Origin of the sequence: Campylobacter sp. CNRCH_2015_1657 (genome assembly GCF_025772685.1) — a bacterium.
GTDB lineage: Bacteria > Campylobacterota > Campylobacteria > Campylobacterales > Campylobacteraceae > Campylobacter_D > Campylobacter_D lari_D.
The window spans coordinates 23,242-41,014 of record NZ_JAKMSO010000001.1; the positions used below are offsets into that span (position 1 = coordinate 23,242).

At 29.6% G+C, this 17,773-nt stretch carries 18 protein-coding genes; 4 read left to right on the top strand and 14 right to left on the bottom strand.

Going from position 1 to position 17,773, the window contains the following annotated elements; translation table 11 throughout:
- Window positions 1-76: 76 nt before the first annotated feature.
- The 13 genes from aat to sstT are packed head-to-tail and all read right to left on the bottom strand — an operon-like array spanning window position 77 to window position 12,308.
- A complete protein-coding gene (gene aat, locus L8X27_RS00140) occupies window positions 77-718 on the bottom strand; it encodes a leucyl/phenylalanyl-tRNA--protein transferase (RefSeq protein WP_263671256.1) in 642 nt (213 codons plus the stop codon).
- Window positions 693-2,822, bottom strand: coding sequence for an AAA family ATPase (locus tag L8X27_RS00145; protein ID WP_133318694.1), 2,130 nt, complete (start codon window positions 2,820-2,822; stop codon window positions 693-695). Before L8X27_RS00145 ends, aat begins: the two co-directional genes overlap by 26 nt.
- Window positions 2,819-3,112, bottom strand: coding sequence for an ATP-dependent Clp protease adaptor ClpS (locus L8X27_RS00150; RefSeq protein WP_220566880.1), 294 nt, complete (start codon window positions 3,110-3,112; stop codon window positions 2,819-2,821). The genes L8X27_RS00145 and L8X27_RS00150 overlap by 4 nt, the downstream gene beginning before the upstream one ends.
- On the bottom strand, window positions 3,096-3,713 hold the full coding sequence (locus L8X27_RS00155) for a TlpA disulfide reductase family protein (protein WP_263671257.1): 618 nt from the start codon (window positions 3,711-3,713) through the stop codon (window positions 3,096-3,098). Before L8X27_RS00155 ends, L8X27_RS00150 begins: the two co-directional genes overlap by 17 nt.
- A 12-nt stretch (window positions 3,714-3,725) precedes the next feature.
- Entirely contained in the window at window positions 3,726-4,181 is a 456-nt protein-coding gene (smpB, locus tag L8X27_RS00160; protein WP_257395547.1) for an SsrA-binding protein SmpB, read from the bottom strand.
- A complete protein-coding gene (locus L8X27_RS00165; protein ID WP_263671259.1) occupies window positions 4,181-4,936 on the bottom strand; it encodes a 4-(cytidine 5'-diphospho)-2-C-methyl-D-erythritol kinase in 756 nt (251 codons plus the stop codon). Before L8X27_RS00165 ends, smpB begins: the two co-directional genes overlap by 1 nt.
- Complete coding sequence (gene csrA, locus L8X27_RS00170) at window positions 4,933-5,160, bottom strand: carbon storage regulator CsrA (RefSeq protein ID WP_012661763.1); 228 nt, start codon at window positions 5,158-5,160, stop codon at window positions 4,933-4,935. The genes L8X27_RS00165 and csrA overlap by 4 nt, the downstream gene beginning before the upstream one ends.
- Window positions 5,154-5,972 carry a tRNA pseudouridine(55) synthase TruB gene (gene truB / locus L8X27_RS00175; RefSeq protein WP_263671260.1) on the bottom strand — a complete coding sequence of 273 codons (819 nt, stop codon included), beginning with the start codon at window positions 5,970-5,972 and terminating at the stop codon, window positions 5,154-5,156. The genes csrA and truB overlap by 7 nt, the downstream gene beginning before the upstream one ends.
- Window positions 5,969-8,032, bottom strand: a complete 2,064-nt coding sequence (locus tag L8X27_RS00180) for an ATP-dependent helicase (RefSeq protein WP_263671261.1) — start codon at window positions 8,030-8,032, stop codon at window positions 5,969-5,971. The genes truB and L8X27_RS00180 overlap by 4 nt, the downstream gene beginning before the upstream one ends.
- Complete coding sequence (locus L8X27_RS00185) at window positions 8,029-8,475, bottom strand: hypothetical protein (protein ID WP_133318700.1); 447 nt, start codon at window positions 8,473-8,475, stop codon at window positions 8,029-8,031. Before L8X27_RS00185 ends, L8X27_RS00180 begins: the two co-directional genes overlap by 4 nt.
- On the bottom strand, window positions 8,468-10,189 hold the full coding sequence (locus L8X27_RS00190; RefSeq protein ID WP_263671262.1) for a M3 family oligoendopeptidase: 1,722 nt from the start codon (window positions 10,187-10,189) through the stop codon (window positions 8,468-8,470). The genes L8X27_RS00185 and L8X27_RS00190 overlap by 8 nt, the downstream gene beginning before the upstream one ends.
- Before the next feature lie 4 nt (window positions 10,190-10,193).
- Window positions 10,194-11,072, bottom strand: a complete 879-nt coding sequence (locus L8X27_RS00195; RefSeq protein ID WP_263671264.1) for an aspartate carbamoyltransferase catalytic subunit — start codon at window positions 11,070-11,072, stop codon at window positions 10,194-10,196.
- A 9-nt stretch (window positions 11,073-11,081) separates the two neighbouring features.
- Complete coding sequence (gene sstT, locus L8X27_RS00200) at window positions 11,082-12,308, bottom strand: serine/threonine transporter SstT (protein WP_263671265.1); 1,227 nt, start codon at window positions 12,306-12,308, stop codon at window positions 11,082-11,084.
- A gap of 147 nt (window positions 12,309-12,455) precedes the next feature.
- Here sstT and metK point away from each other — a divergent pair, with 147 nt between their 5' ends.
- Complete coding sequence (gene metK / locus L8X27_RS00205) at window positions 12,456-13,649, top strand: methionine adenosyltransferase (RefSeq protein WP_263665254.1); 1,194 nt, start codon at window positions 12,456-12,458, stop codon at window positions 13,647-13,649.
- A 10-nt stretch (window positions 13,650-13,659) separates the two neighbouring features.
- On the opposite strand, the gene L8X27_RS00210 is transcribed toward metK, so the two are convergent.
- Window positions 13,660-14,982 carry an apolipoprotein N-acyltransferase gene (locus tag L8X27_RS00210; RefSeq protein WP_263671266.1) on the bottom strand — a complete coding sequence of 441 codons (1,323 nt, stop codon included), beginning with the start codon at window positions 14,980-14,982 and terminating at the stop codon, window positions 13,660-13,662.
- On the opposite strand from L8X27_RS00210, the gene yajC reads away from it, so the two are divergent.
- The 3 genes from yajC to secF are packed head-to-tail and all read left to right on the top strand — an operon-like array spanning window position 14,952 to window position 17,771.
- Window positions 14,952-15,227: a preprotein translocase subunit YajC gene (gene yajC, locus L8X27_RS00215; RefSeq protein ID WP_039618686.1), complete on the top strand. Its 276-nt coding sequence runs from the start codon at window positions 14,952-14,954 to the stop codon at window positions 15,225-15,227. The genes L8X27_RS00210 and yajC overlap by 31 nt on opposite strands.
- Window positions 15,220-16,800 (top strand): protein translocase subunit SecD, encoded by a 1,581-nt coding sequence (gene secD / locus L8X27_RS00220; RefSeq protein WP_039628546.1) that lies wholly within the window; start codon window positions 15,220-15,222, stop codon window positions 16,798-16,800. Before yajC ends, secD begins: the two co-directional genes overlap by 8 nt.
- Entirely contained in the window at window positions 16,800-17,771 is a 972-nt protein-coding gene (gene secF / locus L8X27_RS00225) for a protein translocase subunit SecF (RefSeq protein WP_133318706.1), read from the top strand. Before secD ends, secF begins: the two co-directional genes overlap by 1 nt.
- Window positions 17,772-17,773 lie beyond the last annotated feature (2 nt).

The following is a 17,773-nucleotide window of genomic DNA, read 5'->3' on the forward strand; positions in this document are numbered from 1 at the left end:
TAAAGCTTTTATAGACTAAAAGCAAAAATCATTCCAAAATATTTATGCAATTTTATTTATGTATAAGTATATCTTTTTATAGTAAATTTTTGAAATTTTTAAAGCCACTTTCAAGTGAAACTTTTTTTTCTAGTGTTTTCAAAAAATCTTTTTTTGTCATTTCTTTAGCACCCATAAATTTTAAATGTTCATTAGGCACTTGACAATCTATTAAAAAATCATATGGTTTTAAAAGCTCACAAAGTCTTATTAGGGCTACTTTTGAGGCATCTTTTTTAAGACTTATCATACTTTCACCAAAAAATATTTTACCTATTATAAGTCCGTATAAACCGCCGATTAAAACATCATTTTCATAAACTTCAACACTATGAGCTAAATTTTGCTCAAAAAGCTTTGTATAAACTTGTATAAATTCTTGACTTATCCAAGTTTTTTTTCTTTTTGCGCAATGTTTGATAAGCGAGTTAAAATCAAAATTAAGTCTTATTTCATAAGTTCTTAAAGCTTTTTTTATGCTTTTTTGTATGCGCACTTCATCAGGTAAAAGTACCATTCTAGGAGAAGGACACCACCAAGTAACAGGATTGCTAGTCCATGGAAAAAGTCCTAAGCTATAAGCATGAGGTATAAAATTTACTTCTAGTTTTTCACTAATAAAAACAGGCGCATCATCAGGGCTTTTTAAAAGTTTAGAATACAAATTCAATTTTTTCATTTTTGGAAAGTTTGAGTTTTAATTTACCACCATTTTTTAATTTTCCAAATAAAATTTCATCACTTAATCTCTCGCCTAATTCTTCGGCAATAATGCGTTTTAATAATCTTACTCCAAATTCTTTATTATTAGTTTTTTTAGCAAGAAATTCTTTTACTTTTTTATCAGCTTCCATGGTGATGTTGTTTAAATTTTTTGCCATTAAATCTAGTTCTTTTTGAACGATTTGTTCTAAAATTTCTTGACTTAAGTCATTAAAATGAATGATTTTATCTATACGGTTGATAAATTCAGGTGCGAAGAAATCTTTTATGGCTTTATTACTTTTTTCTTTATCACTGCTTAAAAAACCAAGTTCATTACTTTCTTTGAGACCTAAATTTGAAGTCATAATGATAATAGTATTTTTAAAATCAGCTTTTAATCCACTATTATCTGTTAAACTTGCATTATCAAAAATTTGTAAAAAGGTATTAGTTAAATCAGGATGAGCTTTTTCTATCTCATCAAATAAGACTACGCTAAATGGATTTTTTCTAATGCTGTTACTAAGCAAGCCGCCATCTTCATAGCCCACATAACCTGCTGAAGTTCCTATGAGTTTGCTCACATCATGTTTTTGCGAGTATTCACTCATGTCAAATCTTTCAAGATTAAGGTTTAAAATTTGTGCTAAATTTTTTGCAAGTTCGGTTTTACCAACTCCACTTGAACCGGTAAATAAAAACACGCCTTTTGGGGTATTTTTGCCTTTTAACCCCGCATAGCTTTGTTTTAAAATAGAACACAAAGCTTTAATGGCTTCATCTTGTCCAAAAATATTTTGCTTTAAGTTTTGCTCTAAATTTTTTAAGATTTTACCTTGATCACTTTCATAAATTTTATGAGAATGTGTCATTCTTGCTAAAGTATTTTCTAAATCTTTTATTTTTACTATTTTTTTACTTTTTTTATCTTCTAAAGCAAAGCTTGCGCCAAGTTCATCAATTAAATCAATTGCACTATCGGGTAAAAATTTATCATGTAAAAATTGTTTTGCTAGTTTTATACTTGTTTGTAAAATTTCATCACTGATTTTGATTTTGTGAAAATTTTCATATTTGCTTTTTAAGCCTTGCAAGATCAAAAAACACTCTTCTTCGCTTGGCTCATCTATATCAATTTTTGCAAATCTTCTACTTAGAGCTTTGTTTTTATCAAAGGTATTTTTGTATTCTATGAAAGTAGTTGCACCTATGCATTTGATGTTGCCATTACTTAATGCAGGTTTTAATAAATTTGACATATCTGCATGACTTTCATTGCTTGCACCGGTTCCTACTATGGTGTGAATTTCATCTATAAATAAAATAGCATTAGGGATATTTTCTAATTCTTTAATGATATCTTTTAACCTTTTTTCAAAATCACCCCTATATTTTGTCCCCGAAAGCAAGCTTGTCATATCAAGGCTATAAATTTTTGAGTTTTTTAAATGTTTTGGCACTTTTTCTTCAGCTATGGCTAGTGCTAGCCCATCTATAATGGCACTTTTACCAACACCTGGTTCACCAACTAAAATAGGATTATTTTTCTTACGACGGCTTAGAATTTGCATCATTCTTTCAAGTTCAAATTTCCTACCTATAACAGGATCTATTTTGCCTTTTTTTGCAAGCTCAACTAGCTCTATGGTATGGGTTTTTAAATTTTCAAATTCAGCATTTTGTAACAATTCTTTTATTTTTTCTTCTTCTATTAGGTGTTTTTTTAAGATATTATAAGAATAAGCTTTTTCTTCTTTGCAAAGTGCAATGATAAAATCAATCACACTTGTTTGATTTTTTGCATTTAGCTTGTGTAATATATTTTCCAAGATCACAGAAAAAATAGGTTCTATTTCTTTTTTTAAAATTTCATTATTTTTAGCTAGATAATTTTTTAATTCATTTTCAAAGCCTTGTAAATCACCATCTCCGATTTCTTCAAGTAGATTTTTAAAATCATTGCTAAGCTTAACTAAAGCAAAAAGCAAATGCTCACAAGTGATAAATTCATGATGATTGATAAAGCTTAAATGTCTTGCATTTGGTATAAATGAGTCAATCAATTCTTTATATTTCATTGTTCTTCTATCCTTGTTTGGAGTGGAAAATCATTATTTTTTGCCGCCATGTCAACTTGCTGTTTTTTGCTAAGTGCAATTTCTTCTGTGTATATACCACAAACTCCGCTTCCTTGATGATGGATTTCAAGCATAATTGCGCTTGCTTTTTCAAAATCATGATGAAAAATATTCATTAAAATTTCAATTACAAAATCCATGGTGGTAATATCATCATTTAAAAGCAAAACCTTAAACATTTTAGGTTCTGCTAGTTTTTGTTGTTCTAAAATTTCATTTTTTAGACTCATTTAATATCCTAGTAATATCTTCTTGCATAATCTCAGTAGAAACTTTTCCAAGATAATATTTCACATAACTTTTTGAGTCTTTATTCCAAAAATCTGTTAGATCTTGATAATTTCCATCTTTTAAAACTACTTTAAAAGGAAGTTGTTCCATGCTTTGATAGTTGATATCTTTTAATGCTTGTGCAACAATTCTATCATTTTCTTTAGAATTGCTTAAGAAATAATACGCCCCATATTTAATGGCAAAATCTTTTACAGCTTGATCGCTAACATTTTCAAAATGACTTAGTCCTATGATGATAAAATTGTCAGCATTTTTTTGCCACAAACTTGTTAGATGAGCGGCTTCTTCTTGACAAGGTGTGCAAAAGGTTCCAAAAAAATCAAACATTAAAATTTTACCCTCTTCACCTTTTACTACAAAACCATTTTGTGTTCTTACTAGGGTTTTCTCGCCACCATTGACACTTTTTAAAAGAATTTCATCACCCATTTTATACTCAGCAAATGCAAATTCATTTTCGATTTTTTCTTCACTTGAGCAAGCATTTATTAAAAATGCAAAAGCAAATGTAAAAAACAAATAAGTAAATTTTTTCATCAAAATCCTTTTTTAATAATGATTTTTCATAGCAGCTCTTGCTTCAAGATCTGCTTGTTTTTTCTTTAAGCTTTCTCTTTTATCGTGTAAGTTTTTTCCTTTGGCTAAGGCTATTAAGACTTTTGCTTTATTTTTTTCATTAAAATAAAGTTCTAATGGCACTATAGTAAAGCCTTGGGTGCTAATTTTACCAAAAAGCCTATCGATTTGCTTTTTATGCATTAAAAGTTTTCGCACACCTTTTTCATCATGCTTATAAAAAGAATGTGTAGTGCTAAGATGAGAAATATGAGCATTAAGTAAGAAAATTTCACCTTTGATAATACGCACAAAAGAATCTTTCAAATTTGCTCTACTAGCTCTTAATGCCACTACTTCAGAACCTTTTAAAACAATACCTGCTTCAAATTTTTCCAAAATTTCATAATCAAAAAAAGCTTTTTTGTTTTTTACTATAGTTTTTTTCATCATTTAGCCTTAAAAACTCCACTTCCACTTCCACTTAAAAAATAAGCCTCATTAAGAAAAGTTTGCATTTTAGGATAAATTTTTACACAAGGAGCAAATAAGTCGTTTAAATCAGTATTTTTATACTCTAAAATTTCACTTGTTTTGAGTGTTTTGAGTGTTTTGGCTAAATTTAAATTCGCTGTTAAATCATATGAACTTTCATCAAATGCTTTATATACTTTTGCACTTGAGCATTCAATAGCTGGAAAAGTAAAATCAAGTTGGGTAAAATCATCTTCAAAATATTCTACAATCTCGCCACACCCGCTAACATTTGCACTATCATATCCGCTTAAAAAAAAGATTAAATCAGAGCCAAGTTTTTGGCAGATTTGTTCAAGTTGTTGTTGGTTGAGTTTTAAATTTAAAGCTTCGTTGATCATTAATAAAAATACAACCGCATCGGTACTGCTTCCACCAAGGCCTCCACCTATGGGAATGTTTTTGATAAGCTTTAAACTTTTGTCTTTAAAAAATTCATTTAATTCATTAGAAAAACCTAAATTTTCTAATTCTTTATAAGCTTTGTGTATGATGGTATCTTGGGTAAAATTTCCAATAATTTCAAATCCTTCTTTGGTTTTTTCATCACTAAAGCTTAACTCATCAAAAATATCTTTTAATAAAACAAAGCGTGATTGTAATAAATGATAAGATCTTGAGTCAATTCCTATGATTTTTAAAAAAATATTAGCTTTTGCGTAAGCTTTCATTTTTTAAGCTTTTTACTCAGATCGTCAAGTTTTATCGTTTCATCACTAATTGCATGTAAATTTTCACTTTTTACTTGCTCGATAAGCTCTTTGCGTAGTATCATTAAAGACTTTGGAGCTTCGATGCCTATTTTAGCATAGCCTTTGCCTGTTTGAACTACTTTGATTTCTATATCATCTCCGATTTTTATACTTTCATTTTCTTTTCTTGATAAAATTAACATTTTAATACCTTATTTAAATAATATTGCACTTGATTATCTTGGATAGAAATGATAGAAAAAAAATCTTTTTCTTCTAAAATATAGCTACCTTCTTCTTGAATTTCCAAATCGTCCAAAAATATTTTTTGTCCATTGTGTAATTTTTGGGGATATTTTATCGTATTTTTTCTAAGATTTAAATAAGCTAAAGGATTTAACTCTTTTTCATTCTCATAAAAAAACCCTCCCTCACTTAAACGCTCTAATGAGCTTAGTGTAGCTTTAATACCAAGTTTTCTAGCAAATAATTCACAATAAGAGCGTATATAAGAACCCTCACTAACTGCTATTTCTATGGTTAAAAAGGGGTGGTTATAGTGTAAAATTTTAGTATAAAAAATATCCATAACACAAGGCTTTAAATTGACTTCAAAACCTCTTTTTGCAAGTTCATAAGAGCGCACCCCATCTATTTTTTTTGCACAAAATGCGGGTGGGGTGTAGGTGATTTTACCTAAAAGTTCATTTTTAATTTGCTCTAAAACTTTCTCTTCAAAAGCATTTATAAGATTGATTTCTTTGATATTTTGATTATCAAGGCTTAGTGAATGCGCGCCTAGCCAAAGTGTTGCTTTATAAACTTTTGGATTTTTATCAAAAAAACGAAAAAGTTTTGTGTATTGATCAAAGGCTATGAGTAAAACACCTTTTGCAAAAGGATCAAGTGTCCCTGAAAAACCTGCTTTTTTATTTTTATATTTTTTCTTGAGTTTGCCTAAAAAAGCATTAGAACTCATACCGCTTGGTTTATAAGCTACAAAAAGTTTATTCATATTACTTTTTCCACAAAACTTGACATTATTATTCTTTCTATGCCTCCAAAATTAATCGTGAGTTTTTCTTCAGCACCTATTTTACTTACCCCAGTGACTCTGCCTATGCCAAAAATTTTATGTTTGATTAAATCGCCTTTTTTGTAGCAATTTTTTTGATGATCTAGTGTTAATTCTTTTTTGATTACATTGCTCTCGCCAAAAAATCTACTTTTTTCTAATCTTGTGCGACTTCCCTTATAAAATCTAGAATTAGCATAACTTAAATAAAGTTTTTTCTTGGCTCTAGTGATTGCTACATAGGCAAGTCTTCTTTCTTCTTCTATATTGCTTGATTCGCTAGTGAGTGGGAAAAATCCTTCTTCTAAACCTATGATAAAAACATAATCAAACTCAAGTCCTTTGCTTGCATGAATACTCATAATACAAATACTTTCTTTATCAAGTCCATCTTGCTCATTAAGTAAAGAAATTTCATTTAAAATATCATCTAAGCCATTATAATTTCCATGAGTAATTTTATCTTTTAAATTAGCATAAAGTTCATCTATATTTAAAAGTTTATCTTCACCCTCTGGATTATCTTTGTAAAATTCTTTGATTTTAAATTCTTCTTCTAAGGCTAAAATCATTGCAAGCAAATCATCTTTTTCTTTGATTTTGTGTATGCTTAGTATGAATTTTTCTAACTCTTTGTCTGTTTTTTTACTAAAAAAACCACTTCCTTGCAAAGCACATAGACTTTCAAATAAAGACAAATGATTTTCTTTGGCATAATTTTCTAGCTTTTCTAAACTTGCATTACCAAAGTTTCTTTTAGGGCGGTTGATAATGCGTTTAAAAGAATAATCATCATTTAAATTTGAAAGTAATCTTAAATAAGAAATAATATCTTTAATTTCAGCTCTTTCATAAAAACGAATTCCACTTAGCAATTTAAAAGGAATTTTTTCTTTGCTAAAAGCTTCTTCAAGAGCACGAGATAGGGCATTTACTCTATAAAGTATGGCTATTTCACTAGGATTAATCCCCGAGTTTAAAAGTTTTGAAACTTCTCTTGCAACCTTAAAACTTTCAATTTTTTCATCATCATTTTGTAAAATTGTAATTTCTTCGCCCTCATCTTTGGTACAAATCAAAGTTTTTCCTAGTCTTTTTCTATTATGCTCTATAAGCTCATTTGCAGCTTGTAAAATAGCGCTAGTTGAGCGATAATTTTGCTCTAATTTGACTAATTTTACATTGTTAAATTGTTCTTTGAAATTTAAGATATTTTCTATTTTAGCCCCGCGCCAACCATAAATACTTTGATCATCATCACCCACCACACAAATATTTTCATGAGACGTGCAAAGTTTTTTTAGAATTTGATATTGTAAGGCATTAGTATCTTGATACTCATCTACTGTTATATAAGTATATTTTTGACTTTGCTCTTGTGCAAATTGTTCATCTTCTAAAATTTTATTAGTTAGCATGAGTAAATCATCAAAATCCATGAAATTATTTTGGATTAAAAAATGCTCATATTGCTCATATAAATGAATGATTTCTTCGTAATTTTTGTTTTTTTCATCTTTTAAAAATTCTAATTCTTTGCGTATTTCTTGAGCGCTTTTGCTTTGATTTTTAAAATTTGAAATATAAGCACCTATGCTTGCTAAAGAGCTTTGCAAATTTTCGCTAGCTAAATCTTTTAGTATTTTCTTTTTATCATCTGTATCAATAATGACAAAATTATTTGCTCTATTAATTCTTTCGCTATAAAGTCTTAAAAATAACAAACCAAATTTATGAAAAGTACATAAAAGGGGATTATGTAAATTTTGATCTTGTAAAAGTGCTAAGGCTCTTGTTTTCATTACATTAGCAGCTTTATTTGTAAAGGTTAGCGTGAGGGTATTTTGCGCAGGAATACCTACATGATCGATTAAATAGGCAAGTCTAGTGGTAATGGTTTTAGTCTTTCCACTACCTGCACCTGCTAGTATTAGCATAGCTCCATCAATATGCATGATAGCTTCTTTTTGGCTATCATTTAAACCTTCAAAAAAACTCATTTTTTAAATAAATCTTTATTGTTGGGATTGTTTAAAAAAGCATTCATGGATTTTTCTTTTAACTTTTGATCATTTTGCTTTTTAAAATAGTTTGAAAAATTGACAAAAATGATATTATCTTCAACTTGAATTTGAGTAATTGCCCCTAAATCCACTTTCACAAAGGTTGCAAAATCATCAGGTCCAAAACCTGCGTGAAATTCTATATGCTCATTTGTTAAAACTATGGATTTAAAAGTATAACCACCAAGTGCAAAAAGACAATAAGGATTTTTGCTCACTACATCTAATTCTGGTGGTAAAGGAGGTTCGAGTGTAACAAATTTAGTATTTACAATGATATTAAACTCAATATCTTCTTGGATTAAAATTTGCAAACATTCATAAATGCTTTTTTGCATTAAAGTTATAAAATTTTTATTATTTAAAATTTTATCAATCATTGCTTAGCCTTAAAAATTCATCTACTAGTATCCTAACTTGCTCTAAGCCTATATTCCAAAATTTATCACTTTCTATATCAAAGCCAAACATAGCTACAAGTTCTTTTGGGCTTTTGCTTCCCCCACTACTTAAAAACTCAATATAAATTGAAGTAAAATTAGAGCATTTGCCACTTTTATATAGACCATAAAGTGCTAAAACTAAAAGTTGTGCATAAGCATAAGCATAGCAGTAAAATGGAGAGTGTATAAAATGTGGTATATAAGAATACCAAAGGCCATAGTTTTTGGTTAAAACTACACTATCTTGAAACATTTTTCTTGATTCTTCAAGCCAAATTTCACTTAGTTCTTGAGCGCTTAGTTCTTCTTTTTTAGCATGAAATCTGCGTTCAAAAGTAGTAAAATTAATCTGTCTATAAAGAGTAGCAAAAATATCTTCGATTTTTGCTGCATATAAAGATAAAAGCTCCTCTTTGTCTAAATTTTCTTTAATGTAATCAAAAATCAACATTTCTGCAAACACTGAAGCAGTTTCTGCTGTAGTTAGAGGTGTATCTTGATTTAAAAAACTTACTTTATAAGAAAGTTTTTGATGTATAGTGTGGCCTAGCTCATGAGCTAGGGTAAAAAGATCGCGTCTTTGGTTGGTATAGTTTAAAAGTATGAAAGGATGGCTTAGCGGCGTGCTTGAGTGAGAAAATGCTCCACTTTGTTTAAATTCTTTAGGATAAACATCGATCCAATTATTCTCAAAAGCTTCTTTTGCTATCATGTAAAAATCTTTAGAAAATTTTTCAAAGGCTTTTAAAACTATATCCTTTCCTTGATCAAAATCAACTTGCATTTCTTTTCCAATAGGTGCATAACGATCATAATCTTTTAGCTTTTTATACCCTAGAATTTTTTTCTTTGCATTATAAAATTTAGAAACAATATCAAAGCTATTCTCGCTAGCACTAATAAGCGCATCAACACTTTTTTTAGAAATTTGATTTCTTATATGCCTTGGAGTTTCTGGGTTTTCATAAGATCTTAACTCACAAATACTAGCAAGTTCGCTTTTAATCATATTAAAAATATATACTAAAAGCTTGTTTTGTTTTTTTAAGGTTTTACTAAAGCATTTTGAAGCTTTTTTTCTAATGCTTCTATCTTTATCATAAAGCTTGCTTAGAATTTCTTCCTCGCTTAATTTTTGTCCTTCAAAATTAAATTTTAAAGCACTAAAGGTTTCATCAAATAATCTTGCAAATGCATTTGAACCTGTACTTGATAGAGTTAGGATAACTCTTTCTTCTTTTTTAGAAAGATTGTGTTTTTTGTGTTTGATAAGATTATTTAAATAAAACTCATAATCTTTGCAAAATGTGATGAAAGTTTTACTTTTTTCTTCTTTTAACTCACAAAATTCAAGTTCAAAAAATAAAAGATTTTCTTCTATTTTTTTACTTAAATTTTCATATTTTGCATAAAAAGCACCTTTGGTAGTATCTTGAGCAAAATTTAAATACACATAGGTTAGTATGTGAGAAAGTTTTAAGATTAATTCTTCATAGTTTTTTAAAGCTTGCAAGAATTGCTCATTGCTTAAACTATGAAGATTATTTTCATGTTGTTTTTTAAATTCACAAGCTTCATCTTGGGTTTTCTGCAAAAAAAGATTTAATTCTTGCTCATCTTTAAATAATGTACTTAAGTTCCAATTTTGCATGATTTTAGCTTTCTAAAATGAGTTTTTTTAATACAGCCATTCTAATGGCAACACCATTTTTAACTTGAGTTAAAACCTTACATCTTTTATCAGCCATTACTTCATCGCTAATATCGATATTTCTATGTACAGGACCAGGATGTAAGATAATGAGATTTTTATCTTTTATTAAATCTTTGCTAATACAAAAATCATTTGCATAATCTTTAAGCGATGCATAGGTTGGAATATTGTGTCTTTCAGTTTGTGTTCTAAGACTCATGATAATATCTACATCATCAATAACTTCTTTTAGTTTATTTGTTTTTTTAATAGGATAATTTGGCATAAAATGAGGCGGGGCCACTAGGGTAATGTCTATACCAAAACGAGGTAATAATTCTAAATTTGAAGCAGCAACGCGTGAGTTTTTAATATCTCCTACTATTGCTATTTTTTTACCTTTAACATTATAATCAAAATGCTCCATTATGGTAAAAAGATCAAGTAAAGCTTGGGTAGGATGAGCATGCTTGCCATCACCCCCATTAACTATAGGACAATGAGTATAATTTGCTAAAGTATGAGGTACGCCTGAGTTTTTGTGTCTAACTACAATAGCACTTGGTGCCATTGCATCTAAATTCGCAGCAGTATCAAAAAGTGTTTCACCTTTGCTTGAACTACTTCTTGAAACATCTAATTTTAAAACTTTAGCACCTAGTCTTCTTGCGGCTGTTTCAAAGCTTGATTGAGTGCGTGTTGAATTTTCAAAGAAAATTGTTGTGACACTTTTTCCTTCTAAAAATGTACGCGGTTTTTCATCTAAAAATTCTTTTGCTTCTTTAAATAAAGTCAAGATTTCATCATTGTTAAAATCTTTTGTAGTAATTAAATGCCTCATAAGTCCTCCTTAAATTTTTAAATTAAGTTCATTATCTGAACAAATAGCACTAAATAAAACATCTGTTGAGCTATTTAAAGCTGTTTCAACGCTATCTTGAATAACCCCTATGATAAATCCAACCGCAACTACTTGCATAGCTATATCATAATCGATATTAAACAAAGAGCAAGCAAGCGGTATGAGTAAAAGCGAACCTCCGGCAACCCCACTAGCTCCACAAGCTGCAAATGCAGCTAATACACTCAAAAGCATAGCTTGTAAAAAATTTATTTCAATACCTACTGTATGAGCTGCTGCAAGACTTAGTATAGCTATAGTTACAGCTGCCCCTGCCATATTAATCGTAGCTCCTAGTGGAATAGAAATGCTATATAGATTATTGTTGATATTTAATTTAGAGCAAAGTGCCATATTTACAGGGATGTTTGCTGCAGAACTTCTTGTAAAAAATGCAAAAACAGCACTATGTTTTAAGCAAATAAAAATCAAAGGATAAGGATTTTTCTTCGTATAAGCAAAGACAATTAAAGCATTAATTACAAAGGCTACAAAAAACATGGTTAAAACTAAAATGATTAATAATTTAATATAACTTAAAAGTCCTGCTGCTCCTGTTTGAGCAACTGAATTAGCCACAAGTCCAAAAATTCCAAAAGGAGCAAGCTTGACTATAAATTTAACGATTTTTAATACACCCTCGTTTATATCAGTAAAAAGTTGTTTTGCATCATTAGAGCAATGTCTTAGAGCAAAACCTCCACCAATAGCCCAAGCTAATATGCTTAAATAATTTCCTGAAGATAAAGCGTGGATAGGATTATCTACTACTTGAAAAAGTAAGGTTTTAAATACTTCGCCTATATGCGCAGGGCTTGTAGTGGAAGCTTTTTCAATATCGGTTAATACTAATTCTACAGGAAAGATAAAACTTATACTAACTGCGCTTAAAGAAGCTAAAAAGGTTCCAAAAATATACAAGAAAATAATGTGTTTTATTTTCTCACTTCCATGATTAAATTCTTTTGTGCAAATGGTTGTTAAAATTAAAATAAAAACTAAAATTGGCGCTATAGCTTTTAACGCTCCTGTAAATAAAGCACCAAAAATATTTGCAAAAATAGCTAAATCTTTAGAAAAAATACCTACTAAAATTCCTAAAACAATACCTATGCAAATTTGTAAAATAAGATTTCCATCTTTATAGCGTTTGATTGCATAAGAAAATAAATTCATTTCTTACCTTTTTTTGTAGTGATAAATTTAAATTTATTCTAGCAAAGTAAAGCTTAAATAAGCTTTTTGATTTTTAAGTTAGCTTATGTTATTATATTTTAGAAAATTTTTAATTTAACGAAAAAGATGATGCAAGGAATATAAAATATGTATTTATTTACTTCTGAAGTTGTTAGCGCAGGACATCCTGATAAATGTGCTGATATTATAGCTGATTCTATAGTGGATGCTTTTTTAACTCATGATAAAGACTCAAGGGTTGCTAGTGAGGTTTTTGTAGCAGGAAATAAAGTAGTAATTGGTGGTGAGATTAAATCAAAATATAAATTAGAAAAACAAGATTATGAAAATATTGTAAAAAAAGCTCTAGCAGATATTGGTTACAATGGAAATCCGCATTTTAGCAAAAAACAATGTTTACACCCTGATGATTTAGATGTAATGGTATTTTTAAATGAGCAAAGTCCTGATATCAATCAAGGTGTTGATCAAGAAGATGGAGAGATTGGAGCAGGTGATCAAGGTATAATGTTTGGTTTTGCAAGCAATGAAGCAAAAGAATATATGCCAGCAGCTATTTCTTATGCTAGAATGCTTTGTGATAAAGTATATGAGTTTGCAAAAAACAATCCTGATAAACTTGGAGTAGATATTAAAACTCAAGTTACAATTGATTATGCAAATAAAGAAAATTTTGAAAATTGCAAACCTCAAAGTATCCATACTATTGTAGTTTCAGCTCCTTGTGTTGAAAGTATGAAAATAGAAGATTTAAGAGCTTTGGTGATGGATTTGATTTTGGATTCAAATTTACCAAAAGAGCTTTTTTGCCCAGAAAAAACAAGAATTTTAATCAACCCAACGGGAAAATATGTAAATCACAGCTCATTACATGATAGTGGTTTAACAGGAAGAAAACTCATAGTAGATAGCTTTGGTGGCTATGCTCCAATAGGAGGTGGTGCACAATCTTCTAAAGACTATACTAAGGTTGATAGAAGTGGACTTTATGCTGCAAGATGGCTTGCTAAAAATATCGTAGCAGCAGGGCTTGCTAAAAAATGTATAGTGCAACTTTCTTATGCTATAGGTGTGGCTAAACCAACTTCTGTAAGCGTGGATTGCATGGGAACAAATACAAGATTAGATGATGATATTTTAAGTGATTTTGTGATGAAAACTTTCCCATTAACTCCAAATTGGATTAAAAATAAATTCAATCTTGATAAACCAAGTAAAGATACTTTCATGTATGCTGATGTAGCTGCTCGTGGTCAAGTGGGTCAAGCTGATTATCCTTGGGAAAAATTAGACGCACTTGATGAATTTAAGGCATTATAAAATGAAGCTTTTAAGCTTCATTTTGCTTTAAAAGTTTTTCTTTTATCTTTAAAATCAATACTTCTTTTGGCTTAATTACCGCATTTTCTTTTCCATTAACTGCATGATATATACTTACATTATAATTATTTGCATAAAAACGCATTAGAAAATTTTGTAATTTATACTCACTTGAAAAATTAAACCAAGCATTGTTTGAAATAGCGATGATGATTTTTGAGTGTTTGTAAAGTTTTTCTTTTGTAGCTTCAAAGCAGATAGCATTAGTGATGAGCTGGTTATTTAGAGTGTATTGATTTAATTCTTTTCCTTTTGAAAATTCATCAATATTTAAAAGATATTTTTTAAAAAAGTTTTTAAATATAGGAATTTCTTCTCCAAAAGGTACAAGATAATGTTTGTTAAAAACTTGTATGTTGCCATTATTAAATACATAAGTACTATTGTATAGATGATTAGGTGTAGTGCTTATAGCACCTGTGATGATGATGATTTGTTTTGATAAATCTTTTAAGGCTTGTAAATAACTTGGTGCTTTATTTAATGCAAAAGCAAAAGCAGTTTCAGGAAAAATAATTGCTTCTTTACCTTCTTTTATAGCCTTGTTGATTTGATAAAATATATCTTTAGAATGAGTTTGTAAATTTTCTTGTATGAATTTTTGATCTTGGGAGATATTAGTTTGGATTAATTTATAGTCTAATTTTAGTGTTTGTGATTGTTTTTGATTATATTGAGCTCCGATTAGAATAAGGATTAGAATAATTGCTATTTTATAATATCTTGAAATATATTTTTCATAATAAAAATAAGCAATCAAAAACATAGCTATAATACCTTGGTAACTTGCATCAAAGATTCCATATACACTTAAAACACCCCAATTTAGCCAATCAAAGCCAAAAGGATGAATAAAACAAAGTAAAAAAATTCCACAAAGCCTTAAAAAATCATATTTAAGAAAAAAACATATAAAAAACAAAAATCCATAAATTAATCCAATTAAGATAATTTCTAAAGGAATTAAATAAGCTAAATTAAAATAAATTGATGATAAACCTATCCACCAAAACCATAAAATTCCTATAAAAAAACCGGTGTAAAAATATCCTGCTTTACTTTTGTTTCTTAGTAATAAAATTAAACCATATATGCTTAAAAATGGTGAGATAAATTCGAAAAGTAAATTTTCAAAAAAAGAAAAATAAATAAAATTTGACAATAAAAGTGCAGAAAAAAAGGCTTTTATTATTTTAAAAGTGGTAGAATTAGAATTTATGAACTTAAAAAAAAGGGGAAGAAATGGCAGAAAACGGAAATATTTGGACTTCATTGTTGCCTCTCATTGTGCTTTTTGCGATTTTTTATTTTTTGGTTATTAGACCACAACAAAAACAAGCAAAAGACCATAAATTGATGGTTTCATCTTTAGAAAAAGGAGATAAAATCATCACAAATGGTGGGATAATTTGCGAGGTGGTAAAACCAGAAGAGGATTTTATCAAAGTTAAGCTTAATGATGAAAATGTAGTTGTAAAAATTTCTAGAGATTTTATAGCAAAGAAAATTGATGCGTAGTGGAAAAATTACTTATAGAAGTATTATTTTCTTTGTAGTTTTTCTTATAGGGCTTGTTTTTTCTATACCTTCTTTTATGCAAACCCAAAGTGGTGCTAAGATTAACCTAGGACTTGATTTGCAAGGTGGTTTGCATATGTTATTAGGTGTAGAAGTGGAAGAGGCAGTTAAGTCAAAGGTTAAATCCATAGCCTCTTCTCTTAGTTATTCTATCAATAAAGAAGATATTATTGTTGATAAAATCAAAGTAAATGATACTAGTATTGAATTTAGTTTATTGGATGAAAATGATGTAGCTAAGGTTGATTTGTTGTTAAAAGACATTAAAGGCTTGGCTATTACACACGAAAATTTACACTACACACTTTCTTTAACCCAAGAAGAAATTAAATTAACTCATGAACAAGCTATTTTGCAAGCTGTAGAAACAATTAGAAATAGACTTGATCAATTTGGTCTTGCAGAGCCAAATGTAGCAAGATCAGGTGAGGATAAAATTTTAGTCGAACTTCCAGGTATTAAAACTGCTGCAGATGAGGCTAGAGCTAGAGAACTTATTGCAAAAGCTGCACATTTGCAATTAATGGAAGTAGATGATGTTAGAATGGATCAGGTAAATAATCTTACTCCAGCTCAAGCTGCTGAATATGGAGATTTAATTTTTGAAGATGCAAAAAATCCTCAAATTAAATATCTAGTAAAATCTATACCTATTCTTGATGGTTCTATGCTAACAGATGCAAAAGTAGGTTTTGCACAAAGTAATAATCTTCCTGTTATTAATTTTACCTTAAATTCAGAAGGTGCTAAAAAATTTGGAGACTATACAGGAAATAATGTAGGTAAACGCTTAGCTATAGTTTTAGATAATAAAGTATATTCAGCTCCAAGAATTAATGAAAGAATAGGTGGAGGTAGTGGCCAAATTAGTGGTAGCTTTACTGTAGAAGAAGCTCATGATGTGGCCATTGCTTTAAGAAGTGGAGCGCTTTTAGCACCGGTTAAAATGCTTGAAAAAAGAAGTGTTGGACCATCTTTGGGTGCTGATAGTATTAAAATGAGTATGATAGCCCTAGCAGGTGCTTCTATATTAGTTATTGCATTTATGGTGATGTATTATGGTATAGCAGGAATTTTTGCTAATATTGCTTTAGTGGCAAATATTTTAGTGATTATTGCTGTAATGGCTATGTTTGGTGCAACTTTAACTTTACCTGGTATGGCAGGACTTGTACTGACTGTGGGTATGGCAGTAGATTCTAATGTTATTATTAATGAAAGAATTAGGGAGTTATTGCGAGAAGGTGCTAGCATAAGGCAAAGTGTTGAAAATGGTTATAAGCATGCAATGAGCGCGATTTTAGATTCTAACATTACTTCGCTTATTACTTCAGTGGTACTTTATGCTTATGGAACAGGTGCGGTAAAAGGTTTTGCGGTGACTTTGAGTATTGGGATTTTAGTTTCGATGATTACTTCTATTGTTGGAACTCATGGTATGTTTGAAATGTTCATGAACCGTATGGAAAAAAGCAATAATACAAGATTATGGTTTGGATATAGGAGACCTTAATGCAATTTTTTAGTCAAAAACATGTTTATGATTTTATGAGAATGAGATTTGCAGCCATCTCTTTGTCTTTTATTTTATTTTTTGGTTCTATTTTTATCCTTTTTACTAAGGGTTTGAATTTTGGTATTGATTTTACCGGTGGAACTTTAGTACAACTTCAATACGAGCAAAAAGCTCCTTTGGCTGAAATTCGCAAAGCTTTAGCTATCAATGAAAATTTAAAAGGTGCTAGCGTTACTGAATTTGGTAGTGCTAATGAAGTGATTATTCGTTTTTCAGGAAGTAGCGATAGCTTGGGAAGTGACATTGGAGTAAGTATTGCAAATTTATTAAAAGATACAGGTAAATTTGAAGTGCGCCGTGTGGATGTAGTAGGTCCAAAAGTAGGAGATGAACTGCGTAATAAAGGTCTTATGGCGGTTGGAATTTCTTTGATTGCTATTTTGATTTATTTAGCAGTGAGATTTGAATGGCGTTTTGCTATGGCTTCTATTGTGTGTGAAATTCATGATATAGTCATTACTTTAGGCGCTATTGCATTATTTGAAATAGATGTAAATTTAGATATTTTGGCGGCTGTTTTAACCGTGCTTGGATATTCTTTAAATGATACGATTATTATTTTTGATAGGATTAGAGAAGGTGTTAAAACAAGTAAAAATTCAAAACTTGATTTAATTATCAATGAATCAGTTTCTGCAACTTTATCAAGAACTACCTTAACAACGGGATTAACTTTGATTACTGTTGTAGTGCTTTATTTCTTTGGTGGATCTATGATAGAAGGTTTTGCTCTAACTATGATAGTGGGTATTGTAGCAGGTACTGCAAGTTCTATATTTGTAGCAAGTCCAGCACTTTTATGGTTTAAATTTAGTGTTACGCAGTATCGTCAAAAAGAATTAGAAAAAGTAAAGAAAAAACAAGAAAAAGAGAAATTAAGAGCGATGTATGAAAAAGGAACGGTGTAAAA